The 25,519-nt window shown below is 74.2% G+C and carries 22 protein-coding genes; 13 read left to right on the top strand and 9 right to left on the bottom strand.

The annotated features are described in order from the left end of the window. The first annotated feature begins 13 nt into the window (after positions 1 to 13). Positions 14 to 640 (top strand): YigZ family protein, encoded by a 627-nt coding sequence (locus tag ABZ948_RS15370; protein ID WP_359759706.1) that lies wholly within the window; start codon positions 14 to 16, stop codon positions 638 to 640. Positions 641 to 824: 184 nt separating this feature from the next. Here the strand turns inward: ABZ948_RS15370 and ABZ948_RS15365 are convergent, their stop codons facing one another. Then, entirely contained in the window at positions 825 to 2,432 is a 1,608-nt protein-coding gene (locus tag ABZ948_RS15365) for an MFS transporter (protein ID WP_359759704.1), read from the bottom strand. A 96-nt stretch (positions 2,433 to 2,528) separates the two neighbouring features. On the opposite strand from ABZ948_RS15365, the gene ABZ948_RS15360 reads away from it, so the two are divergent. The 9 genes from ABZ948_RS15360 (at position 2,529) to ABZ948_RS15320 (ending at position 12,656) form a co-directional block, all read left to right on the top strand. Next, positions 2,529 to 3,113, top strand: a complete 585-nt coding sequence (locus ABZ948_RS15360; protein WP_359759702.1) for a MarR family winged helix-turn-helix transcriptional regulator — start codon at positions 2,529 to 2,531, stop codon at positions 3,111 to 3,113. 189 nt (positions 3,114 to 3,302) lie between these two features. Continuing rightward, positions 3,303 to 4,466, top strand: coding sequence for an exonuclease SbcCD subunit D (locus tag ABZ948_RS15355; protein ID WP_359759700.1), 1,164 nt, complete (start codon positions 3,303 to 3,305; stop codon positions 4,464 to 4,466). Further along, complete coding sequence (locus ABZ948_RS15350) at positions 4,463 to 7,459, top strand: AAA family ATPase (protein WP_359759699.1); 2,997 nt, start codon at positions 4,463 to 4,465, stop codon at positions 7,457 to 7,459. Before ABZ948_RS15355 ends, ABZ948_RS15350 begins: the two co-directional genes overlap by 4 nt. 46 nt (positions 7,460 to 7,505) lie before the next feature. Beyond that, positions 7,506 to 7,964 carry a hypothetical protein gene (locus ABZ948_RS15345; protein WP_359759697.1) on the top strand — a complete coding sequence of 153 codons (459 nt, stop codon included), beginning with the start codon at positions 7,506 to 7,508 and terminating at the stop codon, positions 7,962 to 7,964. Between the two features lie 166 nt (positions 7,965 to 8,130). Next, on the top strand, positions 8,131 to 8,490 hold the full coding sequence (locus ABZ948_RS15340; protein WP_359759695.1) for a hypothetical protein: 360 nt from the start codon (positions 8,131 to 8,133) through the stop codon (positions 8,488 to 8,490). Between the two features lie 138 nt (positions 8,491 to 8,628). Further along, entirely contained in the window at positions 8,629 to 9,756 is a 1,128-nt protein-coding gene (locus ABZ948_RS15335) for a PLP-dependent cysteine synthase family protein (RefSeq protein WP_359759848.1), read from the top strand. Beyond that, the gene (locus tag ABZ948_RS15330) at positions 9,753 to 11,051 is read left to right on the top strand and encodes an MFS transporter (protein WP_359759693.1); all 1,299 of its coding nucleotides are present in this window, start codon (positions 9,753 to 9,755) and stop codon (positions 11,049 to 11,051) included. The genes ABZ948_RS15335 and ABZ948_RS15330 overlap by 4 nt, the downstream gene beginning before the upstream one ends. Before the next feature lie 126 nt (positions 11,052 to 11,177). Next, positions 11,178 to 11,696 (top strand): immunity 21 family protein, encoded by a 519-nt coding sequence (locus ABZ948_RS15325; protein WP_359759691.1) that lies wholly within the window; start codon positions 11,178 to 11,180, stop codon positions 11,694 to 11,696. Positions 11,697 to 11,810: 114 nt separating this feature from the next. After that, positions 11,811 to 12,656 (top strand): SDR family oxidoreductase, encoded by an 846-nt coding sequence (locus tag ABZ948_RS15320; RefSeq protein ID WP_359759689.1) that lies wholly within the window; start codon positions 11,811 to 11,813, stop codon positions 12,654 to 12,656. On the opposite strand, the gene ABZ948_RS15315 is transcribed toward ABZ948_RS15320, so the two are convergent. Beyond that, positions 12,657 to 14,348, bottom strand: a complete 1,692-nt coding sequence (locus tag ABZ948_RS15315; RefSeq protein ID WP_359759687.1) for a DUF885 domain-containing protein — start codon at positions 14,346 to 14,348, stop codon at positions 12,657 to 12,659. 31 nt (positions 14,349 to 14,379) lie between these two features. After that, complete coding sequence (locus ABZ948_RS15310; protein WP_359759685.1) at positions 14,380 to 14,871, bottom strand: Lrp/AsnC family transcriptional regulator; 492 nt, start codon at positions 14,869 to 14,871, stop codon at positions 14,380 to 14,382. Positions 14,872 to 14,930: 59 nt separating this feature from the next. On the opposite strand from ABZ948_RS15310, the gene ABZ948_RS15305 reads away from it, so the two are divergent. Further along, positions 14,931 to 16,112: a trans-sulfuration enzyme family protein gene (locus ABZ948_RS15305; RefSeq protein ID WP_359759683.1), complete on the top strand. Its 1,182-nt coding sequence runs from the start codon at positions 14,931 to 14,933 to the stop codon at positions 16,110 to 16,112. Positions 16,113 to 16,179: 67 nt separating this feature from the next. Here ABZ948_RS15305 and ABZ948_RS15300 read toward each other — a convergent pair whose 3' ends face one another. From ABZ948_RS15300 to ABZ948_RS15280, 5 genes are all read right to left on the bottom strand, one after another. Next, on the bottom strand, positions 16,180 to 17,436 hold the full coding sequence (locus tag ABZ948_RS15300) for a GNAT family N-acetyltransferase (RefSeq protein WP_359759682.1): 1,257 nt from the start codon (positions 17,434 to 17,436) through the stop codon (positions 16,180 to 16,182). A 109-nt stretch (positions 17,437 to 17,545) separates the two neighbouring features. Then, positions 17,546 to 19,120, bottom strand: coding sequence for an alkaline phosphatase D family protein (locus ABZ948_RS15295; RefSeq protein WP_359759680.1), 1,575 nt, complete (start codon positions 19,118 to 19,120; stop codon positions 17,546 to 17,548). A gap of 127 nt (positions 19,121 to 19,247) precedes the next feature. Next, positions 19,248 to 20,687, bottom strand: coding sequence for a MocR-like pyridoxine biosynthesis transcription factor PdxR (pdxR, locus tag ABZ948_RS15290; protein WP_359759678.1), 1,440 nt, complete (start codon positions 20,685 to 20,687; stop codon positions 19,248 to 19,250). Positions 20,688 to 20,731: 44 nt separating this feature from the next. Beyond that, the gene (locus ABZ948_RS15285; protein ID WP_359759677.1) at positions 20,732 to 21,562 is read right to left on the bottom strand and encodes an alpha/beta fold hydrolase; all 831 of its coding nucleotides are present in this window, start codon (positions 21,560 to 21,562) and stop codon (positions 20,732 to 20,734) included. Positions 21,563 to 21,692: 130 nt separating this feature from the next. Continuing rightward, positions 21,693 to 22,346, bottom strand: coding sequence for an NADPH-dependent F420 reductase (locus tag ABZ948_RS15280; RefSeq protein ID WP_359759675.1), 654 nt, complete (start codon positions 22,344 to 22,346; stop codon positions 21,693 to 21,695). Positions 22,347 to 22,456: 110 nt separating this feature from the next. On the opposite strand from ABZ948_RS15280, the gene ABZ948_RS15275 reads away from it, so the two are divergent. Both ABZ948_RS15275 and ABZ948_RS15270 read left to right on the top strand, forming a co-directional pair. Beyond that, entirely contained in the window at positions 22,457 to 23,341 is an 885-nt protein-coding gene (locus ABZ948_RS15275) for an RNA polymerase sigma-70 factor (protein ID WP_359759673.1), read from the top strand. A 169-nt stretch (positions 23,342 to 23,510) separates the two neighbouring features. Then, complete coding sequence (locus ABZ948_RS15270; RefSeq protein ID WP_359759671.1) at positions 23,511 to 24,272, top strand: GntR family transcriptional regulator; 762 nt, start codon at positions 23,511 to 23,513, stop codon at positions 24,270 to 24,272. Between the two features lie 75 nt (positions 24,273 to 24,347). Here ABZ948_RS15270 and ABZ948_RS15265 read toward each other — a convergent pair whose 3' ends face one another. Beyond that, on the bottom strand, positions 24,348 to 25,502 hold the full coding sequence (locus ABZ948_RS15265; protein WP_359759669.1) for an ROK family transcriptional regulator: 1,155 nt from the start codon (positions 25,500 to 25,502) through the stop codon (positions 24,348 to 24,350). Positions 25,503 to 25,519: the final 17 nt, after the last annotated feature.

The raw sequence follows: 25,519 nt of genomic DNA, 5'->3' as shown, positions 1-25,519 counted from the left end.
ATAGGCTGGCCGGATGCAGGACGAATACCGCACGGTCGCCCACGCGGGCGTGCACGAGACCGAGGTCAACCGCTCACGCTTCCTGTGCGCCCTCGCACCGGCGGCCACCGAGCAGGAGGCCCAGGCGTTCATCGCCACGGTCCGCAAGGAGCACGCCGACGCCACCCACAACTGCTGGGCCTACGTCATCGGCGCCGACGCCTCCGTGCAGAAGGCGAGCGACGACGGCGAACCCGGCGGCACCGCGGGCGTCCCCATGCTCCAGATGCTGCTGCGCCGCGACATGCGGTACGTCGTCGCCGTCGTCACCCGCTACTACGGCGGGGTCAAGCTCGGCGCGGGCGGGCTCATCCGCGCGTACGGCGGGGCCGTGGGCGAAGCCTTGGACACCCTGGGCACGCGAACCCGCCGCAGGTACCGCCTCGCCACGATCACCGTCGACCACCAGCGGGCCGGCAAGCTGGAGAACGACCTGCGCACCACCGGACGCGAGGTACGGGACGTGCGCTACGGGGAGGCGGTCACGATCGAGATCGCGCTGCCGGACGCCGACGTGGACGCCGTTCGCGCCTGGCTCGCGGACGTGACCTCCGGCACGGCCCGCTTCGAACCGGGCGGGGAGGCCTACGGCGACGCCTGACACGCGGTCAGCACAGACACCGCGGCCGGGAGGCGGCCCGGCGGGCCCCAACGCCGGTGGAGCGGGACGGTGGCCCGCGGCGCAGCACGGCGGCCGTCGCCGACCCGAACCCGCTGCGCCCCCTCGGCCGGACCGGCGAGGGGGCGTCCCCGGCGGGCGCCGGACCGTCCGCCGGGGACGGTGGCTATCGGTCGGTGTCGGCGGCGGGCTCCTCCGTCTGTACGGCGGAGCGCTGGGCGTCGGCACGCCCCTGCGGTGGCCGGTCGCCCTCGACACGCGCACTCCCCGCGGCTTCCCCGCTCACGGGGACGCGGCCCAGCCGGACGGCGAGCAGTGCCGTGCCGACGGCGACCGCCGCGAGGACGCAGGCGGTGAGGTCGAAGGCGTCGGCGAAGTCGCCGATGCCGGTGTCCGGACCCGGCGCCTGGGGGTTGGTGCCCAGGAAGCCGCGGTACAGGGCCCCGATGACGGCCACCCCGAAGGCCATGCCCGCCTGCGTGACGGTGTTCAGCACACCCGATCCGGCGCCCGCGTCGTCCGGGTGGACCCGGGAGAGGACGGTGTCCACCAGGGGCGCGACGACCAGGCCCTGCCCGAATCCGGAGACTCCCATCACCGCCGCGAGCCCGATCGCCTGGCTCGTGCTCTCCAGGCCGGTGACGGCGGGCACGGCGGCGAGACCGGCCGCCATGACCAGGCCGCCCGCCACCGACACTCCGATGCCGAACCGGGCGGCGAGCCTGCGGCAGCCCGCGGAGGCGGCGATGAAGCCGAGGCCGAGCGGCACGAAGACCATGCTCGCGGCCAGCGGCGTCAGCCGCAGGCCCGACTGGAGGTGGTAGGTGAGCACCAGGAAGAGCCCGGCGTTGCCGGAGAAGAACAGCAGCACCGTGCCCATGCTGAGCGGGAAGCCCTTGGCCCGCAGCAGCCGGCTCGGCAGCAGCGGGTCGTTGCCGCGCGATTCCGTACGGCGCTCCCACCGCAGGAAGACCATGGCGCCGATCCCGCTGAGGGCGAAGCAGACGTACGTCCACCAGGGCCAGCCGTGCTCACCGCCGAGGATCAGCGGGACGAGCACCAGGGGCAGCAGCACGGCGGTGAACACGGCGCCGGCGATGTCGAGCCGCGGCAGATCGTCGCTGCGGCTCTCGGCGACGGCGAGCACGGCCGCACCCAGGATCGCGGCACCGATCGGCAGGTTGATCAGGAAGATCATGCGCCAGCCGAGACCGGCCACATCCAGGTCCAGCAGCAGGCCGCCGCCGACGAGTCCGGCGATGACGCCCGCGCCGATGGCGGCACCGTAGGCGCCGACGGCACGGGCGCGGTCGCGTTCGTGCACGAAGACGGCCCGGATCAGCGAGAGCACCTGCGGGGTCATCACCGCGGCCGACAACCCCTGGAGCACCCGGGCCGCGATCAGCGTGGCCGGGCTGGGCGCGAGCGCGCACAGCAGGGACGTCAGGGTGAAGGCGGCCACGCCGTACAGGAAGGTGCGCTTGCGGCCGAACCGGTCGCCGAGGCGGCCGCCGGTCACCATGCCCGCCGCGTAGGCGATGACGTATCCGTCGATCACGAACTGGAGTTGGCCGAACCCGGCGTTCAGATCCGCCTGGATGGCCGGAGCCGCGACGTTCACGATGAACATGTCGATCTGGCTCATGAACATCGCGAGCAGGACCACGGTGAGCCCCGCCCAGTCCCGCCCGGTGGCTCGGGGAGGGCCCGTGGCGGTGACGGCACCCGCTTCGGCTCCTGTCTTCTTGCTCGCCTTCCGTGTCTCTGTGCCCATATCACCACTCGGTTCCGACGTGCGCCGAGCACCCCCGGCGCTCGTTTAGTGCTAAATTCAGACCTAAATGTAGCAGGCGTGCGAGAAGGGGAGCCCATGGCGGCGGACGAAAGCGATCACTGGCCGACGGGAGGGGACGCGGCGGACGCCATCGCGGCCGCCTGGAGCCGGGAGCGGCCCCGGACCCCGGTGGCCTCCATCGGCGTGGTGACGAGAATCTGGCAGCTCGCCAAGCACTTCGGCGACGACCGCCGGCGGGTCCTCGCCGAGGCGGGAGTGGACCCGGCCACGCTCGACCTGCTCAGCGTGCTGCGTCGCAGCGGGCCGCCCTACACCCTGAGCACCCGGGACCTCGCCGCGCACTCGCTGGTCACCGCGGGGGCCATCTCTCAGCGGGTCGCGCGCGCCGAGCGCGACAACCTGGTCACGCGCCGCCCCGCCCCCGGCCGCCGCCGTGCGGTCCTCGTGGAACTGACCCCGTCGGGGCACGAGTTGGTGGAGCGCACGGTGGACCGCGTGCTCACCCGCGAGGCACGGCTGCTGGAACGCCTGGGCCCGGAACGACGCGAAACGCTCGCCGAGTTGCTGCGCGAACTGCTGGACGACGTGCAGGACCAATTGAACGTGCGCGGGGTTTCCCATGTCGGGCACGAAGGCTTCGACCACACGGGGCAGGGCTGAACTCGGCGTTCCATGGCACAGGTGGGGACAATTGTGGTGAATCGGTGGACGACGGGTGGGGTATCCCGAGGTTCGTGAGGGACCAGGTGCCGGCACGGGTTAGCGTGGTGGGTGCTGACAGCGAGCCGTGCCGGCTCGTGCGGATCATGGAACGGCAACAGGGGGAGACATGCAGGTCGGAGCGGCGTCGTGAGACTGCTGCACACGTCCGACTGGCACCTCGGCCGGGCGTTTCACCGGGTGAACATGCTCGGGGCCCAGGCCGAGTTCATCGCCCACCTCGTCGCCACCGTGCGGGAGCGGGCCGTGGACGCGGTGGTGGTGTCGGGGGACGTGTACGACCGGGCGGTGCCGCCGCTCGCCGCGGTCGAGCTGTTCGACGACGCCCTGCACCGCCTCGCCGACATCGGCGTGCCGACCGTCATGATCTCCGGGAACCACGACTCGGCCCGCCGTCTCGGCGTCGGAGCGGGCCTGATCGGGCGGGCCGGCATCCATCTGCGGACCGAGCCGGCGGCGGCCGGGATCCCGGTGGTGCTGCCCGACGCCCACGGGGACGTCGCCTTCTACGGACTGCCGTACCTCGAACCGGCCCTGGTGAAGGACGAGTTCGGCGTCGAGAAGCCCGGGCACGAGGCCGTGCTCGCGGCCGCCATGGACCGGGTCCGCGCCGACCTCGCCGCCCGCGCGCCCGGCACGCGCTCCGTCGTCCTCGCGCACGCCTTCGTCACCGGCGGCGAACCCAGCGACAGCGAGCGGGACATCACCGTCGGCGGCGTCGCCGCGGTGCCCGCCGGCGTGTTCGACGGCGTCGACTACGTGGCGCTCGGGCACCTGCACGGCTGCCAGACTCTCACCGACCGGGTCCGCTACTCCGGCTCCCCGCTGCCGTACTCCTTCTCCGAGGCCGCCCACCGCAAGAGCATGTGGCTCGTCGACCTGGCCGCCGACGGCTCCATCGACGCCGAGCGCGTCGACTGCCCGGTGCCGCGCCCCCTGGCCCGGATCCGCGGCACGCTGGAGGACCTGCTCGCCGACCCGGAGCTGGCCCGCCACGAGGAGGCGTGGGTCGAGGCCACGCTCACCGACCCCGTCCGCCCGGCCGACCCGATGGCCCGGCTCACCGAGCGCTTCCCGCACACGCTCAGCCTCCTCTTCGACCCCGACCGGGACCGGGAGGAGACCGAGGTGTCGTACGCCCGCCGTCTCGCCGGGCGCAGCGACCAGCAGATCGCGGAGGACTTCGTCACCCATGTGCGCGGCGCCGGACCCGACGCCCGCGAACAGGGCGTGCTGCGGGACGCGTTCGACGCCGTGCGGGCCGACGAGACGGTGCGGGAGGTGGCCCGGTGAGGCTCCACCGGCTCACGCTCACCGCCTTCGGGCCCTTCGGAGGCACCCAGAGCGTCGACTTCGACGAGCTGTCGGCGGCCGGGCTGTTCCTGCTGCACGGCCCGACCGGCGCGGGCAAGACGTCCGTCCTCGACGCCGTGTGCTACGCGCTGTACGGCTCGGTGCCGGGCGCCCGGCAGAGCGGCGGACAGGGCGCGACACTGCGCAGCGACCACGCCGCCCCCGCGGTCCGCACCGAGGTCACCCTCGATCTCACCGTCGCCGGGCGCCGGCTGGAGATCACCCGGCAGCCGCCCTGGGAGCGCCCCAAGAAACGCGGGACCGGCACGACGCTGGACAAGGCGCAGACCTGGCTCCGCGCGTACGACGCGACGGCCGGCACCTGGAAGGACCTCAGCCGCTCCCATCAGGAGATCGGCGAGGAGATCACCCAGCTGCTCGGCATGAGCCGCGAGCAGTTCTGCCAGGTCGTGCTGCTGCCGCAGGGCGACTTCGCCCGGTTCCTGCGCGCCGACGCCGAAGCCCGCGGCAAGCTGCTCGGCCGCCTGTTCGACACCCGCCGCTTCGCCGACGTCGAGAAGCGCCTCGCCGAGCGCCGCCGCGCCACCGAGGCCCAGGTGCGGGACGGCGACGCCGAGCTGCTGGCCGACGCCCACCGCATGCAGCAGGCCGCCGGCGACGCCATGGAGCTGCCGGACCTCGCCCCGGGCGAACCAGGGCTCGCCGAGGCCGTGCTGAGCGCGGCCGCCGTCGCCCGCGGCACCGCCCGGGAACAGCTCACCGTCGCCGGGTGCGGGCTCGCCGCCGCCGAGTCCGCGCACGCCGCGGCCGCCCGCGCCCTGGACGACGCACGCGAACTCGCCCGGCTCCAGCGGCGCTTCACCGAGGCCCGGGAACGGGCCGCCCGGCTGGAGGAGGGCGCCGCCGCGTACCGGGAGGCGCAGGCCCTCATGGAGCGGGCCCGCAAGGCCGAGGCGGTCGCACCCGCCCTGGAGCTGCGCGAGTCCGCCGACGCCGAACACCGGCGGACGGCCGCCGCCGAGGCACGCGCGCGTGCCCGGCTGCCCGAGAGCCTCGCCGACGCGGGCGCGGCCGGACTCGCCACGGCCGCCCGCCGCGCCGCGGAGGAACTGGGCGGACTGGACTCGGCCCGCCGCGCCGAACGGCGCCTGGCCGAACTCCTCGACGAGCGCGCAGGACTGGACCGGCAGGAGCGCGCCGACGCCGACCTCCTGCACGAGGCCGAGGCCTGGCTCGACGGCTGGGAGGAGACGCGCACCGCCCTCCAGGCCCGTGTCGACACCGCGCAGCAGGCCGCCTCCCTGGCCGAGCAGCTCGCCGTGCAGCGCGAGCCCGCGCAGCAACGGCTCAAGGCGGCCCGGCTGCGCGACCAGCTCGCCCGCGACACGGACGAAGCCGTCGAGCAGGTCCGCACCGCGCGGGAACAGGCGCTGAGCGCCAAGCAGCACTGGCTCGACCTCAAGGAGCAGCGCCTGACCGGCATCGCCGCCGAGCTGGCCGCGCACCTCACCGACGGCGAGCCCTGCGCCGTCTGCGGCGCCACCGAGCATCCGGCACCCGCCCGCAAGGTCGCCGGGCACGTCGACCGCGAGGCGGAGGAACAGGCCCTCGCCGCCCACCAGCGGGCCGAAGAACAGCGCGCCGAGGCCGAGCGGCGCCTCGGCGTCGTACGGGAGGCGCTGGCCGCAGCCACCGCCGAGGCCGGTGACACCCCCACCGACCGGCTCGCCGCCGAGGTCGAGGAGCTTCAGGAGCGGTACGCGCACGCCCGCGGCGCCGCCGCCGAGCTGCACTCCGCGCAGGAGCGGCTGCGGCAGGCGGGGCAGGAACACGAACGGCGTGCCGCCGCCCGGCAGGAGGCCGCCGTGCGGACCGCCTCCCGGGTCGGCCTCCGGGAGCGGCTGGACCGTGAACGGGCCGTCCTCGAAGAGGAGCTGGACCAGGCGCGGGGCGCCCTGGACAGCGTCGCCGCGCGGGCCGCGCAACTGCAGCGGCAGGCCGCGCTGCTCACGGACGCCGCCGACGCCGCCCGTGCCGCCGAGGACGCGGCACAGCGGCTCAAGGACGCCGACGCCCGGCTCGCCGACGCCGCCTTCCGCGCCGGCTTCGACACCCCGCAGGCCGCGGCCGCCGCCCTCCTCGACGCCGCCGCCCACCGGGAGCTGCAACGGCGTCTGGACGCCTGGCAGAACGAGGAGGCCGCCGTGCGCGCCGTCCTCGCCGAGGCCGACACCGCGACCGCCGCCCGGCAACGGCCCGCGGACGTCGACTCGGCCCGGCGGGCCGCCGACGACGCCGCCCGCCGCCTGCGCGACGCCGCCTCCGCCCACGACGCCGCCGTCCGGCGCTGCGCCGAACTCGACCGGCTGTCCGCCCGGGCGACCGCCGCCGTGCGCCGGCTGGCGCCGCTGCGCGAGGAGTACGACCGGGTCGCCCGCCTGGCCGGCCTCACCGCCGGCACCTCGGCGGACAACGAACGCCGGATGCGCCTGGAGTCGTACGTGCTGGCCGCCCGGCTGGAGCAGGTCGCCGCCGCCGCGACGGTCCGGCTGCGGCGCATGTCCTCCGGCCGCTACACCCTCGTCCACTCCGACGACCGCACCGGACGCGGCCGCAGCGGGCTCGGACTGCACGTCGTCGACGCCTGGACCGGTCGCGAACGCGACACGGCGACGCTGTCGGGCGGCGAGACGTTCTTCGCCTCGCTCGCCCTGGCCCTCGGTCTCGCGGACGTCGTCACGGACGAGGCGGGCGGGGTGCGGCTGGACACCCTCTTCATCGACGAGGGCTTCGGCAGCCTCGACGACCAGACCCTCGACGAGGTCCTCGACGTCCTCGACTCCCTGCGCGAACGGGACCGCAGCGTCGGCATCGTCAGCCACGTGCCCGACCTGCGACGGCGGATCCACGCCCAGCTGGAGGTCGTCAAGGGCAGGTCGGGATCGACGCTCCGGCAGCGGGGCACCGGCTGAGGGACCTCGGACTCGATCACCTCCGGCGAGCCGCTAGGATCACGGCATGGTTACGGCTTGGTCGCCCTGGCGCATCGTCAGGACCCGCTCGGCTGCGGGTCCGCTGCTGCGCGTGCTGGCCCTGGCCGTGCTCCTGGCCGGCGTCCTCGTCACGCACGGCGTGCATGTGGACAGCGTGACGGGACACCTCTCCACGAGCGCGACGGCCGTCACCGCACCGTCGGACGGCGGCCTCCGTCATGCGGCCGTCGAGCCCGCGGTGCTGTCCGCCGCGGACACCGACGATCACCACGAGGGCCACGGGCCCGCACATCCCGGCGAGCACTGCGTGTCCGGGCAGCCCCAGCAGGCTCCCGCCCTGGCTTCGCCCTGCTGTGCCGCGTCGGTGCGCGAATCGACCGGTCCCTACGACGCCTCGACCGTTCGAGGGCCGGCCGCCGGCGGGCCCATGGACGGTGAGCCTCCCGTGGCGCTCCGCGCGGCCTCCGTGGTGCACCGGGTCTAGAGGTACGCGGTTCCGTTCGTCGAATCCGTCCTGCCCCCACCCATGCCTGCCGCTCGCTCCGCGCTTGCCGGAGACGTGGCAGCAGCGCGGAGGACCCGTGTCGCCCCCTTCCCGTACACCCGCGCACGCCCCACCGGCGCCATGCGGCTCATCACCGTCCGGCCGCATGGCTGCGGCGATCCGCGGCGTCCTCGTGATGGCGCTCGTGCTCTGCGCCGTCCTGCACGGCGTGACCGAGGAGACGCACGAGCCGGTGTCCGTGCCCGCCGCGTTCTCGGCGATGGCCGCGGACCAGGACCCCCATGGACCCCACGCTCCCCACGGGGGCGAGGAGTGCGCGGCGGCCATGATCGTGCGCGCCGCGGCCCAGCCGGCCGAGGAACGTGCCCTCGGCGCGACGGCCGTCGTGCTCCTCGCCGTGTCCGTGGTGGCCGCGAGGCCCCTCGTACGGCGTGAACGCCGGAGACGTCGCAGCGCACGCACCGGGCGCGTGGCGCTCGCAGTCACGTCGCGGTGGCGGATCTAGACCACTCGCTCGCAGCCGACCGACGTCACGGCTGCCGCGTGCCCGGGGCCCGAGCGCGGACGCACGGTCCGCCTCATGGCCAGGACGCGCGAGACGAACCCGCACCGGTACGCATCGAGCGAGAGTGAACACATAGACATGCAGTCATCGACCAAGGCCGCGACCCTCTCCGGCCGGCCCGCCCTGTCCGGGCTGGTGGGCAACACCCCGCTGCTGCGGGTGTCGGAGCCGCCGGCCCCGCCCGGACGTGGCTTCTGGGCGAAGCTCGAAGGCTTCAACCCCGGCGGCATCAAGGACCGTCCGGGGCTGCACATGGTGGAGCGGGCCCGGGCCCGTGGCGACCTGCGGCCCGGCGGGCGGATCATCGAGTCCACCAGCGGCACCCTCGGACTGGGGCTGGCACTGGCCGGGATGGTGTACGGCCACCCGGTCACCCTGGTCACCGATCCGGGGCTGGAGTTGTCCATGACCCGGCTGCTGACCGCGTACGGCGCCCAGGTCAACGTCGTCTCCGAGCCGCATCCCACCGGCGGCTGGCAGCAGGCCCGCCGCGACCGCGTACAGCGGCTGCTGGAGCAGCACCCCGGCTCCTGGTGCCCCGACCAGTACGGCAACCCCGACAACGTCGCCGCCTACACCCCGCTGGCCCTCGAACTCGCCTCCGGGATGGGCCACATGGACGTGCTGGTGTGCAGCGTCGGCACCGGCGGCCACTCGGCCGGCGTCTCCCGCGTGCTGCGCCAGCTCTACCCCGAGCTGGCCGTCGTCGGCGTGGACACCATCGGCTCCACGATCTTCGGCCAGCCCGCCCGGCCCCGGCTGATGCGCGGACTCGGCTCCAGCATCCACCCTCGCAACGTCGCCTACGAGAACTTCTCCGAGGTCCACTGGGTCGCCCCGCACGAGGCCGTGTGGACGTGCCGTCAACTGGCCGCCTCCCACTACGCCACCGGCGGCTGGAGCGTCGGCGCGGTCGCGCTGGTGGCCGGCTGGCTGGCCCGCACGATGCCGGCGGACGCCCGGATCGTCGCGATCTTCCCCGACGGTCCGCAGCGCTACCTGGGGACCGTCTACGACGACGACTACTGCGCCGCCCACGGCCTGCTGGAGTCACCACCGGCACCCGAACCGGCGCTGCTCGGCCGCCCGGACGAGAAGGAGGTCACCCGCTGGACCCGGTGCACCACCGTCGTCGACCCCCTCACCCTGCCGGCCGCTCAGGGCGCATCGGACGTCGAGCCCGACGCCTCGGAGGAGGACCGGTGAAGGGGCTCTACACCCAGGTCCGGTCGTACGAAGGCAGCGTCCAGCTGTTGATGGTCAACCAGTTCACCATCAACCTGGGCTTCTACATGCTGATGCCCTATCTGGCCGCCCACCTCTCCGGAACGCTCGGACTGGCCGGCTGGATCGTCGGACTCGTCCTCGGCGTACGCAACTTCAGCCAGCAGGGCATGTTCCTGGTCGGGGGCACACTCGCCGACCGGCTCGGCTACAAGCCGCTGATCGTCGCCGGATGCGTGCTGCGCACCCTCGGCTTCGCGACGCTCGGCCTGGTCGACTCCCTGCCCGCCCTGCTCGCCGCCTCGGCGGCCACCGGGCTGGCCGGGGCGCTGTTCAACCCGGCCGTACGGGCGTACCTCGCGGCCGACGCGGGGGAGCGCAGGGTCGAGGCGTTCGCCCTCTTCAACGTGTTCTACCAGGCGGGCATCCTGCTGGGCCCGTTGGCCGGCATGGTGCTGACCGGCGTGGACTTCCGCGTCACCTGCCTGGTGTCGGCCGGGATCTTCGCGCTGCTGAGCGTCGTGCAGATCCGCGCGCTGCCCGCCAGGAGGTCACCGGACGCCGAGCGGCAGGACGCTCACGCCGGTGAGGGTGTGCTCGCCCAGTGGCGCGGCATCCTCGCCAACCGGCCGTTCCTGCTCTTCTCCCTCGCCATGATCGGTTCGTACGTCCTGTCCTTCCAGGTGTACCTGGCGCTGCCGCTGGAGGTGCGACGGCTGGGCGGCGACGGCGAGTTCGGCACGGCGGCGGTGGCGATGCTCTTCGCCGTGTCCGGGCTGACCACGATCCTCGGCCAGACGCGGGTGACGGCGTGGTGCAAGGCGCGGTACGAGCCGGGACAGGCGCTCGTGCGCGGGCTCGCGGCCATGGGGCTGGCCTTCGTGCCCCTGCTGCTCGCCACCGCCGTGCCGGTACCGGCTTCCGGGCTCGGGCTGTGGCTGCTGGCGGCGGTTCCGCCGACGCTCGCGGCGCTGCTGCTGGCCATCGGCACGATGATCGCCTACCCGTTCGAGATGGACACCATCGTCCGTCTCTCCGGTGACCGTCTCGTCGCCACCCACTACGGGCTGTACAACACGATCTGCGGCATCGGCATCACCGTCGGAAATCTCGGCACGGGCGCCGCGCTCGACGCCGCCCGCGCGGCCGGACTGCCCGCGCTGCCCTGGATCACGCTGTGCGTGCTCGGCCTGGCCTGCGCGGCCGCCCTGTACGGCCTGCACCGCACCGGCCGACTGGCGCCGCCGGCCTCCGAGCCGCTCGCCGCGACCGCCTGACCCACCGGCCCACCGGCCCACCGGCCCAGGGGCGGGGCACCACATGGTGCCCCGCCCCCCGCGGTGCGACCGCGCTGCCGAACCCCCGATTTTTTGCCGCGAGTTGAACCTGTAGGTTCTTGCGCCATGGTGCGATACGCGGAGCCGGGCGTCGTGGAGTGGGTGGAGTCGGGCGGCGGGCCGCTGATAGCGGTACCCGAGACCGTCCTGCCGTTCTGGGCGGGCGCCGACGGCGAGGAGACGGCGTCGGACTACGACCGGGCCTGCGAGGTGGACGGCCACGTCGGACTCCTCCCGGTCGGCGACTGCACGGCCCTGGTCCTGGGGGAGGAACCCGCCTCCACCGCCTACCTGCCCGACCACGGTGCCTTCGTCCGGTGGTGCGCCGGCAACTCCGAGGACGAACTGCTGGCGAGCGTCCCCGCGGCGATCCGGACCGCGGAGTGGGGGACCGAGGTGAGCTGGGACGTACCCGGCACGGTCCTCCTGTTCGACGCGGCCTGGCCCGGTAGGGACACCTCCGGGACCGACCACGTACGGGTCGCCCTGGAGCCCGGCCGGTACGCGGTGCGCGCGGCCCGGGTCCGGCCGGGCCCCGAGACCTGGCTCGACCTGGTCCATCTCCGCCTGCTGGCACCGCGGTAGCCGCCCCAGGCGCCGAGGGGCGCCGCAGGGCGGGTGCGGGCGTGCTGTGGTCTGCCCCATCCCTGAGGGGAAAAGCAGGTGCGTCGGGCAGTGGGTCCCCCGCACGATGAAGTCATGCCCCGTCACCCTCACCCCACCCCCGAAGAACTGCGCCGCGACCCCCTGCCCCTGCGCGGCCGGACCGCGTTGGTCACCGGCGCCAGCCGCCGCGGCGGTATCGGACACGCCGTCGCCCGCCGCCTCGCCGCCTACGGGGCGAGCGTCTACCTGCACCACCACGTGCCGCACGACGCCGGCCAACCCTGGGGCGCGGACCGCCCCGAGGACGTCCTCGCCTCGGTGCGCGACGCACTCGGCGATCCCGGGGCCCGGGTCGTCGCCGGCCCCGGCGACCTGGCCGACCCGACCGTGCCCGCCGCTCTCGTCGCCAGGGCCGCCGACGCGCTCGGGGGACGCCTCGACATCCTCGTCGCCAACCACGCGCAGAGCGGGTTCGACGGCGCCCTGGCCGAGATCGACACGGCGATGCTCGACACGCACTGGGCGGTCGACACCCGCTCCGTGATCCTGCTCGTCCAGGCCTACGCCCGGCTGCGGGCGGCACTGCCGCCCCGCACCCCGGGCGGACGCGTGATGATGATGACGTCCGGGCAGGACATCGCGGGTGGCATGCCCTGGGAACTCGCCTACGCCCTCCAGAAGGGCGCCCTCGCCTCCGTCACACGGTCCCTCGCGACGGCGCTCGCCGAACACGCGGTGACCGTGAACACCGTCAATCCCGGCCCCGTCGACACGGATTACATGACCGGCGAGGACTACGAGGCCGTCGCCGCCCGCTTCCCCGCCGGGAGGTGGGGCATGCCCGACGACCCGGCCCGCCTCATCGCGTGGCTCGCCACGGACGAGGGGGAGTGGGTCACCGGGCAGGTCATCGATTCGGAGGGCGGCTTCCGGCGCTGATCAGAGGGCGGACAGCTCGTCCACCAGATCGTCCAGGCCCAGGGAGCCCTGGGACAGCGCCGCCATGTGCCAGGCCTTCGGGTCGAAGGCGTCCCCGTGCCGGGCGCGGGCCTTCTCGCGGCCCAGCAGCCAGGCCCGCTCGCCCAGCTTGTAGCCGATGGCCTGCCCCGGCATCGACAGGTAGCGGGTCAGCTCGCTCTCCACGAAGTCCGACGGCCGGCTGCTGTGCGCGCCGAAGAACTCCTGCGCCAGCGCGGGCGTCCAGCGCTCGCCCGGGTGGAAGGGCGAGTCGTCCGGGATCGTCAGCTCCAGGTGCATGCCGATGTCGATGATCACGCGCACGGCCCGCATCATCTGGGCGTCCAGGTAGCCGAGCCGCCGCTCGGCGTCCGTCAGGAAGCCCAGCTCGTCCATCAGCCGCTCCGCGTACAGGGCCCAGCCCTCGGCGTTGGCGCTCACCATGCCGACGCTCGCCTGGTAGCGCGAGAGGTCCTTCGCCACGTGCTTCCACTGGGCCAGCTGGAGGTGGTGGCCGGGCACGCCCTCGTGGTACCAGGTCGACACCAGGTCGTAGACCGGGAAGCGGTCCAGGCCCATGGTCGGCAGCCAGGTGCAGCCCGGGCGGGAGAAGTCGTCCGACGGCGGCGTGTAGTACGGGGCCGCGGCGCTGCCCGGAGGCGCGATGCGCGACTCGACCCGGCGCACCCGCTCGGCCAGGTCGAAGTGGGTGCCGTCGAGCGCGTCCATCGCCTCGTCCATCAGGCCCTGCAGCCAGTCGCGGACCTCGTCGACGCCCTCGATGTGCGTCCCGTGCTCGTCGAGGTGCGCCAGCGCCACCCACGGCGTGGCCGCGCCCGGCAGGATCTTCTCGGCCTCGGCCTTCATCTCGCCGAGGAGACGGTGGTACTCGGACCAGCCGTAGGCGTACGCCTCGTCCAGGTCGAGGTCCGTGCCGTTGAAGTAGCGGACCCAGCGCGCGTACCGCTCCCGCCCCACCACGTCCGGGGCGCCCTCGATCGCCGGCGCGTACACGTCCCGCATCCAGTCCCGCAGCCGCACCACGGCCTCGGTGGCCCCACGGGCCGCCGAGTCCAGCTCCGACCGCAGCGACTCCGGACCGGCGGCCGCGTACTGCTCGAACCAGCCGTGCCCCTGCCCGTCCGCGTCGGCCCACTCGCCGAGCTGCTCCACGAACGTGGCCGTCGCGCGGGGCCCGGCGTACAGCTTCCGCTCCAGACCGAGCGCCAGCGACTCCCGGTAGCCCTCCAGAGCGGCCGGGACCGCGCGCAGCCGCTCGGCGATCGCCGTCCAGTCCTCCTCCGACTGCGCCGGCGTCACCGTGAACACCTGCCGCACCGCGTGCGCGATGGAGCTCAGGTTGCTGACGGAGCGCAGGCTCTCGTCGGCCTCGTGCACGGCGAGTTCGGCGGTGAGCCGCTCGCGCAGCAGCCGGCCGCAGCGGCGTTCGATGTCGCTGTCCGCGCCGGGCTGCCGCTCGGCCTCGTCCAGCCGGGCCAGCGTCCGGCGCGCCAGCTCCGCGAACGCCTCCTGGCCCGCGGGCGAGGTGTCGGGCAGCCTGCTCGAACTCTCCTTCACGCCGAGGAACGTGCCGGTGATCGGGTCGAGGGCGATGAGCTCGTCGACGTAGGCGTCGGCGACCTCGCGGGGCAGCGGGCTCTTGATCTCAGACATGCGGCCATCCTCGTACGAGGGGCCGCACACGTCACGCGGATTGAGCCGAGGGCGAAGGCGGCAGCAGCGGCCCGCACTCCCACTGCTGGAAGATCAGCCGGGTCTCCACCCGGGCCACCTCCCGCCGGGCCGTGAACTCGTCCAGCACGAGCCTCTGGAGATCGGCCATGTCGGCGACCGCCACGTGGACCAGATAGTCGTCCGGCCCGGTCAGATGGAAGACGGTCCGCGACTCCGGCAGCGCCCGGATCCGCTCCACGAACGGCCCGACCAGCTCCCGCCGGTGCGGCCTGACCTGCACCGACAGCAGCGCCTCCAGGCCGCGCCCCAGCTTGGCCGGATCCAGCTCCAGCCGGTGCCCGAGGATCACCCCGGAGCGGCGCAGCCGGGCCACCCGGTCCAGACAGGTCGACGGCGCCACCCCGACCTGCGCGGCGAGATCCCGGTAGGTCGTCCGGGCGTCGTTCTGCAACAGCCGCAGCAGATGGAGATCCACCGGGTCCAGTACGACGGATTCGGTCATCGGCCGAACGTAGCACGGGGTTCACCCCCACAGCCCCGGCCGGTGTTCACCCTACGGTCATGGACACAGCGAGCATGGGCGCCCACGACGACGTACGCACCGCACCGCGAGCACTCGCCACCGAGGCCGTGCACGCCGGGCGGGACGACCTGGCCCGGCAGGGGCTGCACGCCCCGCCGATCGACCTGTCCACCACCTACCCCTCGTACGACAGCCGCGGCGAGGCGGCCCGGATCGACGCGTTCGCCGCCACCGGCGCCGAGCCGGACGGCCCGCCCGTGTACGGACGCCTGGGCAATCCGACCGTCGCCCGCTTCGAGACCGCGCTGGCCCGCCTGGAGGGCACCGAGGCGGCGGTCGCGTTCGCCAGCGGCATGGCCGCGCTGAGCGCCGTCCTCCTCGCCCGCGCCTCCATGGGCCTGCGTCACGTCGTCGCCGTGCGTCCCCTGTACGGCTGCAGCGACCACCTGCTGACCGCCGGTCTGCTCGGCTCGGACGTGACCTGGACCGACCCGGCCGGAGTCGCCGACGCGCTGCGCCCGGACACCGGCCTGGTCATGGTCGAGTCCCCGGCCAACCCCACCCTCGCCGAGGTCGACCTGCGGGCCGTGGCACACGCCTGCGGCTCGGTGCCGCTGCTGGTCGACAACACCTTCGCCACTCCGGTCCTGCAGCGCCCCGCCGAGCAGGGGGCGCGGCTGGTGCTGCACAGCGCCACCAAGTACCTCGGCGGGCACGGGGACGTGCTGGCGGGCGTGGTCGCGTGCGACGAGGAGTTCGCGGGCCGGCTGCGCCAGGTGCGCTTCGCGACGGGCGGGGTCCTGCACCCGCTGGCCGGCTATCTGCTGCTGCGGGGCCTGTCCACGCTGCCCGTCCGGGTCCGGGCCGCCTCCGCCACGGCGGCCGAACTCGCCCGCCGCCTCGCCGCCGACCCGCGCGTGGCCCGCGTCCACTACCCCCGCATCGGCGGCGCCATGGTCTCCTTCGAGGTCCACGGCGACCCCCACGAGGTCATCGCCGGGGTACGCCTGATCACCCCGGCGGTGAGCCTCGGCAGCGTCGACACCCTGATCCAGCACCCGGCGTCCATCAGCCACCGCATCGTGGAGGCGGAGGACCGCAGGGGAGCGGGGATCGGCGATCGGCTGTTGCGCATGTCCGTGGGCCTGGAGGACGTGGAGGACCTGTGGCAGGACCTCGCCCGGGCGCTGCGTTCCGAAAAGGGCGCGGGGCTGTACTGATGTGCGGCTCCGCCGCGTGTGCGCGAACAACCACAGCGCACCCGCACCCGCCTACGGTCATGACGTCCTACGGTGCGGAGGCGCTCCCCAACTCCTCCGCACCGGTCGTCACCGCGGACTCAGCCAGCCGCGCCGTGATGACCAGCGTCCCCTCCTCGACCTGGTAGTCGAGCGGCAACCCCAGCCCCCGCATCGCCGCGACCATCCCCGTGTTGGACGCCTGCGTCACGGCATACACACTCGTGCACCCGGCCTCACGGGCCATCGCCACCAGCCGCCGCAGCAACTCGGCGCCGATGCCACGCCGCTGCCACTCGTCCTCGACGAGCAGCGCGACCTCGGTCTCGTCGCCGTCCCACAGCAGATGACCGAGCCCGGCGAGCCGCCCGGAGGCCGTCTGCACGGCCAGCGTGCGCCCGAACCGCGGGCTGAGCAGGTGGTTGAGGTACCGGTCCGCGTCGCCGACCGGCCCGTGGTAGCGCAGCTTCAGCGTGCGCGGCGAGCACCGCTCGTGCATCGCCCGCGCGGCCTGGAGGTCACGTGTGTCGGCCCGCCGCACGGTGATGTCGCTGCCCTCGGCGAGGGTCAGCACGTCCCTGCCGTGCGGGATGCGCGGACCGAGCCGGGCGTCCAGTTCCACCAGCGCCCTGGCGCGGGCGAACTCGGTCGGGGTGAACGGCAGGTACGGCCGCTCCACGGTGATCACTCCGCCTTCCGGGGCGCGCAGCCGCATCACCGTGTCGTCGAGGGCGCCCTCCACCGGAAGGCCCCCCGGCACGCGGCCGCCGCCGGCCGGCGCGGGCTGCGAGCGGATGGTGCACCGGCCCAGCAACTGGCGCAGCGCCAGCGGGAGTTCCGCCGCGTCCAGGGCGGTGCGGGCGGCGAGTGAGAGGACCCGGGTCGGCGCGTCCACCAGGTCGTGCGCGTCGGCCCGTTCGATCCAGGTGTCGGATCCGCCGGCCGACCGGACGGCCGTGGTGATCGCCGACGCCGACAGCTCGCAGGGGGCCCGCAGCAGGAACTCGTCCACCGTGCCCTCGGCGAGCGGGTGCGTCTGGAGGCTGAGGATGTCGACCCGCTGACCGGCGAGGGCCGTGCACAGCGCCGCCAGCGACCCCGGCTCGTCCTTCACCGTGGTCCGCATCCGCCACAGTGTGTTCGCCCCCGGCACCGGCTCCGGTGCCGGGGACCCGGTATCGCCCGTCGGCGGCGCGTGTTCGTGGCGTCGTGTTCGCCAGGCCCGGAACGCCGCCGAGAGCCGCTGCCGACGGCCCGCCCGGCCGCCGTCGTCCAGATGCTTCACTTCCGTCACTTCTCGCTTCATGCACCCACTGTGACGGAATGGTGTTGCGTGATCACGAACGCCTTGTGACTGGCGGGTAAAAAGGGCATCGTGCCCTCTTTATCACTCCTTCAAACGTTGCGCTCCGTACCTACTGGCCGACCCGGCCCGGCTGGAGCACCTGGGTGAAGAGCACGGTGCCGTCCTGCTCGCGCAGACGCACCGTCAGCTCGCCGCTGCCGCCGTCGATGTCGACCTCGCCGAAGAACTGGTAGCCGCCCGCGGGCGAGACGTTGGCCGTGGCCGGGGCCTTCACGAAGACGCGCTCCGGGCCGAAGGTGCCGTCGAGCGTGTTCGCCGGGAAGGCCCCGGCGTTGAGCGGGCCGGACACGAACTCCCAGAACGGCTCGAAGTCGGTGAAGGCGGCCCGCGACGGCTGGTAGTGCTGCGCCGAGGTGTAGTGCACGTCGGCCGTCAGCCACACCGTGCCCGTGATCCGCCGGTGCTTGACGAACCGCAGCAGCTCGGCGATCTGCAGCTCGCGCCCGAGCGGCGCGCCGGGGTCGCCCTGGGCGACGGCCTCGATGTTCGGCTTGCCGTCGCCGGTGTCCGGGACGACCAGGCCGAGCGGCATGTCGGAGGCGATCACCTTCCACACCGCCCGGGAGCGGGACAGTTCGCGCTTGAGCCACTCCAGCTGCTCGCGGCCCAGGATGCCCTGCGCGTCGGCGGGCTGGTCGTCCGGGGAGTTGGCGTTGCGGTAGGTGCGCATGTCCAGGACGAAGACGTCCAGCAGCGGGCCGTGGCGCTGCACGCGGTAGACGCGGCCGTCGGGGCGGCGCAGCGTCGAGATCGGGAAGTACTCGGAGAACGCCTGGCGGGCGCGGGCGGCGAGCACGTCGACGTTCTTCTCGGTGTACCGGGTGTCGCCGAGGATCTCGCCCGGGTACCAGTTGTTGGTGACCTCGTGGTCGTCCCACTGGATGATCGAGGGGACCTGGGCGTTGAAGGCGCGCAGGTTCTCGTCCAGGAGGTTGTAGCGGAAGTTGCCGCGGAACTCCGCGAGCGTCTCGGCGACCTTGGCCTTCTCCTCGGTGGTGACGTTCCGCCAGGTGCGGCCGTCGGGCAGGGTCACGGTCGGGGCGATCGGGCCGTCGGCGTAGATGTTGTCGCCGCTGCAGAGGAAGAAGTCCGGGTCCAGAGCGGCCATCGACCGGTAGATCCGGTAGCCGCCGAGGTCCGGGTTGATGCCCCAGCCCTGTCCGGCCAGGTCGCCGGACCAGACGAACCGCACGCCGTCGCGGCGTTTCGCGGACGCGGTGCGGAAGGTGCCGGTGACCGGCTCGCCGGTGCGGCGCGGGTCGTCCGGGTCGGCGAGCAGCACGCGGTAGTGGATCTGCTCGCCGGGCGGCAGGCCGCGCAGCGGGGTCGTGCCGGTGAAGTCCGTGCCCGGGCCCAGCAGCGGGCCGCGCCATCTGCGCGGGTTGCGGAACGACTCGGTCGCCGACGTCTCGACGATCATCCGGGCCGGCCGGTCGGAGCGCACCCACACCAGCCCGGAGTCGCAGGTCACGTCTCCGGCCTGCACACCCCACCGCGCCTGGGGGCGCCCGGACCGCGCGAAGGCCGGCGCCGCGCCGAGCGCGGTGGGCAGGGAGAGGGCCGCCGACGCGGCGAGGGAGCCGCGCAGGACGCTACGGCGCCCGGGGAACGGACGGTGGGACATGGATACGCCTCCAGGGACGGGATCCGGCCAGTGTGCAGAGCCACAACTACTGGCACGCCGCAGCGCACACACGAACCCCAAGTGAACAACTGACCGCGGGGTGAGGGAACCGGGCGAGCACGCCGGGTCACCCGGAGGCCGCCTCCGCCATCAGGCGGATCCCCTCGGCGATCCGGGCCGGAGGGACGTGCGCGTAGCCCAGGACGAGCCGCACCTCCTTCGCCTCGGCGTCCCCGGTCCGCGCGTGGGTGCAGGAGGACAGCGGGCGCAGGGCCACCCCGGCCGCGGCCGCGCGCGCGAGGAACCGCTCCTCGGGGCCGTACCGCTCCGGCAGCGTGGCGATCACGTGCAGGCCCGCGGCGATCCCGGACACCTCCGCGCCCGGGAAGTGTTCCTCCAGGGCGGCGACCAGCACGTCACGCCGCTCGCGGTAGGCGCGCTGGCAGCGGCGCAACTGCCGGTCGTAGTCGCCGCGTTCCAGGAAGCGGGCGAACAGGGCCTGGTCGAGGGCCGGGTGGCCGAGATCCATGGTGCGTTTGCGTTCGACGATCTCCGCCGCCCAGGACTCCGGCACCAGCAGCCAGCCCAGGCGCAGGCCCGGGGCGAGGGACTTGCTGACGGATCCCGTGTAGGCGACGCGGTCGGGGTCGAGACCCTGGAGCGCGCCGACCGGGGCGCGGTCGTAGCGGAAGTCGCCGTCGTAGTCGTCCTCCAGGACGATGCCGTCCACGGACCGCGCCCAGTCGAGCAGTCCGGCGCGCCGGCGGGCCGAGTAGGCGAGGCCGGTGGGGAACTGGTGGGCGGGTGTCGTCACGACGGCCCGTATGCCCGACTCCCGAAGCGGCCGGAGGGCGATCCCCTCGTCGTCCAGAGGCAGCGGCACGGCCGTGACCCCGGCCGCGGCGTACAGGGCGTCGTGCTGGGGACTGCCGGGGTCCTCCACACCGACGGCACGCACTCCGCGCGCGTGCAGCGCGAAACCGAGCAGGGCCGTCGCCTGGGCCACCCCGGAGACGATCACGATCCGCTCCGGGTCGGCCACCACGCCCCGCCGCCGGGCGAGCAGCCCGGCCAGCGCGGTCCGCAGCCGGGGCAGTCCGCGCGGATCGGGGTAGCCCAGCTCCTGGTGCGGCAGGTCCGCCAGCACGGCGCGCTGTGCGGCGGCCCAGGCCGCGCGCGGGAACAGCGACAGGTCCGGCGTCCCGGGCACGAAGTCGGCGCGGGCGCCGGGCGTGCGCGGGGCGAGGTCGTGCGCACGCGGCCGGGCGGCCCGTGCGGCCGCGCCCACCCACGTCCCGGCGCCCCGGCCGCTGCGCAGATAGCCCTCCGCCGTCAGCTGCTCGTACGCCTCGGTGACCAGCCCCCGCGAGACCCCCAGGTCCGCCGCGAGGTCCCGGCTGGACGGCAGCCGCGTGCCCGGCGCCAGCCGGCCCGAGCGGACCGCCTCGCGCAGCGCCGCCTGGAGGGCGCGGCCACGCGCGCGTGCCGGCGCCGAGGCGGCCGGGAGCAGCACCTCCCAGGCGGCGGACACGGCATTCGTGCCCGGATCGCTCTGCGATGGCCTCATGGGGGAGACCTTAGAACGCCCCCGCCGGTGGCAGGAGTTCCGGTTCAGCGGCTGCCGTCGAGCACCACCCGGGCGACCAGCGCCGGGTCGTCGTTCATCGGGACGTGACCGCAGCCGGGCAGCCGGACCAGCCGGGCCTGGGGGATGACGCCCTTGGCGCGCACGCCCTGGCGGGGGATCAGGAGACGGTCGCGGTTGCCCCACGCCACGGTGACCGGCGTGCCCACGATGTCGTCCGTGAACTGCACGGTCCTGCCGGAGCGGAGCGTCTCGGAGAACCCCTGGGCCCGGGCCAGCGCCAGCGTCTCGGCGATCACGGCCTCGGGGGACCGCCGGCCGGGGCGGGCGTAGATGGTGCTGGTCAGCAGGGTGCGGCCGATCGCCGGTCGGGCCAGCCGCTCGACCACCGGCAGCGGCATCCGCTGGGCGATCTGCCGCATCGTCATCAGCACCGCGAAGGCGTAGCGGCGTTCGGCCGCGTTCCAGAACCCGGCGGGGGACAGGGCGGTGACGGAGCGGACGAGGCGCGCCCGGGCCAGGTCCAGGGCCAGCAGGCCGCCCAGTGAGTTGCCCGCCACGTGCGGGCGTTCCAGGTCCAGCGCCTCGCACAGGGCCGCGAGGACGGCGTTCATCGTCGGCAGGTCGTGGGCCATGCCGCCGGGGAGCGCCGGCGACTCACCGCATCCGGGCAGGTCCACGGCGATGACGTCCCGCTCGGCCGCCAGCGCGGGCATCACCGGGTCCCACACCTGCCGGTGGTGGCCGATGCCGTGCAGCAACAGCAGCGGGGCGCCCCTGCCCTCGCGCGTGTACGACAGGGTCACGTTCTGTTCGCCGCGCGGGGTGGCGACGTCGAAGGAGACGGTGGCGGCCATGGGGTGCTCCTCGGCTGTGCTGGCTGACGGACGCTGTAGACAGCTTGTCAGCAATTGCTACCCACGGGTAGCCCCAAGGTGTCGCCGCGTTCCCCGCCGTGCCGCCGCTTTCCTCCTCCTACCGGGCCGCTCAACGGGCCCGGCGCACCTCCAGGTTGAACTCCGCGTGCCCGAACTTCCGCAGCAGGCCGACCCACAGGGGCAGCCACATCTCCACGGCCCGGGCGGCCCGGATGCCGCCGAGGTCGAGCACGCGATCAGCCGGCCAGCCGAACTCCCCGAGCAGCGCCGTCACCTGCTCCTTCGCCTCCGGGTCGTCCCCGCAGACGAAGACGTGGTGCCCGCCCGGCACCCGCGCCGGCTCCACCATCACCCGGCAGTTGACCGTGTTGAGCGTCTTCACCACGCGCGCGTGCGGAAAAGCCCGCTGGATCTGCTCGCCCACGCTGTCCGACTCGACGGGGGAGAGCCGCAGCTCGCCCTCCTCGAACGCCAGCGGGTTGGAGACGTCCACCAGCACCTTCCCGCCCAGGTTCGCCGCCCCCGCCGCCTCCAGCGCGGCCAGTGCCACCCGCCCGCCCACCGCGTTCACCACCACTTCGCCGAACGCCGCCGCGTCCGCGAACGTCCCCGCGTGCGCCCCGGAACCCGCCGCGGCGGCCCACTCCACCGCGGCCGGGTTGTCCCGCGTCCGCGAGCCGAGCGTCACCTCGTGTCCCAGCTCCACCAGCCGGCCGCCCAGCGTGCGTCCGACCTCCCCCGTCCCCAGCACCGCGTACCGCATGGCCACCTCCGGGAGCCGCGCCGCCGATCACCGGCGTCCTGTCGGCCATTGTGTCCGGCGCGGGGCGATTCCGCCTGGACAGCGCCCCACCGGTGGGCTGGGATGGAGCCGTGACCACCGAGACCGCGACCGACGTCTTCGAGACCCACCGACCCGTCCTGCTGGGCGTCGCCTACCGGATGCTGGGACGCGTCGCCGACGCGGAGGACGTGGTCCAGGAGGCCTGGCTGCGCTGGTCCGGAGCCACCCGCGCGGACGTGCGCGAACCGCGCGGCTACCTGGTGCGGATCACCACCCGCCTCGCGATCGACCGGCTGCGCCAGATCAAGTCCCGCGGCGAGACGTACGTCGGCCCCTGGCTGCCCGAGCCGTACGTCACCGACTTCGGGGACACCGTGCCGGACACCGCCGAGCGGGCCGTGCTCGCCGACTCCGTCTCCCTCGCCGTCCTCGTCGTGCTGGAGTCGCTGTCACCGCTGGAACGGGCGGTGTTCGTGCTGCGCGAGGCCTTCGGCTTCCCGTACGGCGACATCGCCGCCATGCTCGACCGCGGCGAACCGGCGGTGCGCCAACTGGCCGGCCGGGCCCGCAAGCACGTGGAGGAGCGGCGGCCGCGCTACGAGGTCGACCCCGCCCAGCGCCGCGACCTCACCGAGCGGTTCCTCGCCGCCGCGGCCGACGGCGACCTGGAGGGCCTGATGGCCCTGCTCGCCCCGGACGTCCGGCTCGTCGGCGACAGCGGCGGCAAGGCGCGGGCGCCGCTGCGGGTCCTGCAGACCGCCGACAAGGTGGGCCGCTTCCTCGTCGGTGCCGCCCAGAAGAGCCTCCCGGACCTGTCCGTCCGCCTCCTGGAGCTCAACGGCGGCCCCGCCGTGCTGGTCCTGTCCGGCGACCGGCCCGACGCCGTCTTCCAGCTCGACGTCGCCGACGGCCGCGTCCAGGCGGTCTACGTCATCAGGAACCCCGACAAGCTGCGGTCGCTGACCGCCCTCTAGACACCGCCGAGCGGTGCGGCCGCGAGGCCGTACACCTGTCCCGTGAACGTTCCCGGCCATTGGTCTTGACCAAGGATCAGGGCCGCCCTATGGTCGCAGAGAAGTGCAACAACCTTTAATAAACAAGGGCGCTAAAAAGCCGCCGACCACGGCGATTGCGGAGGACAGGGTGGGGACCACGCAGCTGGAATCGGTGCCGGAACCGAAGTACTGGCATCTCAAGACCGTGCTCAGTCAAGCGCTCGACTCGGAGTTCTCCGTGGGCGAGATCCTGCCCAACGAGCGCGACCTCGCGGCCCGCTTCGGCGTCGCCCGCGCCACGCTCCGCCAGGCCCTGGAGCAGCTCGAACTGGAAGGCAGGCTGCAGCGCCGCCGCGGTGTCGGCACGACCGTCGCGCCGCCCCGCATGGGCGTCTCCCTCGGCACCGGCCCGCACACGTGGCCGGGCGGCCCCGAGGACGCCTGGCAGCCCGTCGACTGCTCGGCGGCGGTGCCGCCCGCGGCCGTCGCCGACGCGCTGGGGACCGGCGGCGACGAACCCGTGCACATCGTGCGCCGCTCCCGCGTCTCGCACGGCCGGCCGGTGGCCGCCGAGCTGCTGTACGTCCCGCTGTCCTCGGTGCCGGAGCTCTCCGCGATCGACGCGCCGTCCGGAGCGGCACGCGCGCGTGCGGTGCTCCGAGAACTGCAGCGCGTGGAGCTGGAGCGGCAGGAGAACGCGGTGGAACTCGGCTCCGCCGGGGCCGACGACGCGAAGGAGCTGGACCGGCTGCCCGGGGCGCCCGTGCTGGTGGTGACGACGCGGTTCGTCGCCGCCGGGCATACGGCTGCGCTGTCGGTTGCCACGTATCGCGCTGACACGTGCCGGTTGACCTTCGGGGACGCGGGGGGCGTGGAGATCGATGCCGGGCCGCAGCGGAGGGCGTCCTGACCTCGGCACCGTAGGGGTGCGGTGCGTGACGGGCTGCGGGTGGTGTGTGGCCGGTCGCGCAGTTCCCCGCGCCCCTTAAGGAGTCGTTGTCCTGCCCTCCACAGTGAACAGCTGTTCCTCCACGTGGTCCAAGGCCAGGCGCAGGGCGCCCGTCGCCACTGCCGCGTCGCCCAGGCGGGAGAGCGTCACCTGCGGAGGGCGCAGGCAGTAGCGGGCGAGTTCCCGGCGGAGCGGATCCAGGACGCCGTCCAGGCCCGCGGCCCAGCCGCCGATGACGACCAGCTCCGGGTCGAGCGCGAGGGCGAGGGCCGCCACGTCGTGGACCAGGCGCTGGATGAAGCGGTCCACGGCGGCGCGGGCCCGCTGGTCGCCCTCACGGGCCTGCGCGAAGACCTCGGCCACCGCCTGCTCGTCCAGGGGGTGCAGGGGCTCGTCCGTGGTGGACAGGAGCGTCTCGGGCGTCACCTCCCGGCCCAGCAGGTGCAGCGCCCCGATCTCACCGGCCGCTCCGCCGTAGCCCCGGTGCAGCCGCCCCCCGATCAGCGCACCGGCGCCCGGGCTGAGCCCCGCCAGCACGAACACCACGTCGTCCGACTCGCCGGCCGCGCCCTTCCAGTGCTCGGCGACGGCCGCCGCGTTGGCGTCGTTCTCGACCAGCACCGGGCACTTGAACGACCGGCTCAGCCGCTCGCCCAGCCGCAGTCCCGTCCAGCCGGGCAGCGCCGTGCCCAGCCGGACCGTGCCGTCCGCCTCGACGATGCCGGGCGTCGCCACCCCGACGGCCCGCAGCGAGCCGCGTGCGACCCCGGCCCGCCGCAGCAGCTCGGCCACCGTCCCCCGCACCCGCTCCAGCCGCTCGTCGGCCCCCGCCGTCTCCGCCACGTCCCTGGCCTGGGAACCGATCACCCGGCCGTCCAGATCGGCCAGCAGCGCCGCCACCCGGTGCGCGCCGATCTCCACGCCCAGCAGATGCCCGGCCTCCGCCCGGAACCGGAACCGCCGCGCCGGACGGCCCTGCCGCCGGGCCGCACCCTCCTCGGCCGCCTTCTCGACGACGAGCCCCGCCTCGATGAGCCCCTCGACGACGCCCTCGACGGTCGGCCGGGACAACCCCGTCACCCTGGTGATCTCGGTCAGCGTCGCGCAGTCCGTGGCACGCAGCGCGTGCAGCACCACCGCGGAGTTGATCCTGCGCAGCAGCGAGGGATCCCCGCCGGTCAGCCGCCCCACCGTCCGTCCTCCCAGGT

It is taken from the genome of Streptomyces olindensis (assembly GCF_040645895.1).
GTDB classification, from domain to species: domain Bacteria; phylum Actinomycetota; class Actinomycetes; order Streptomycetales; family Streptomycetaceae; genus Streptomyces; species Streptomyces olindensis.
Note: the sequence above shows the minus strand (reverse complement) of the source record. Positions and strands in the feature narration are given on the sequence as shown.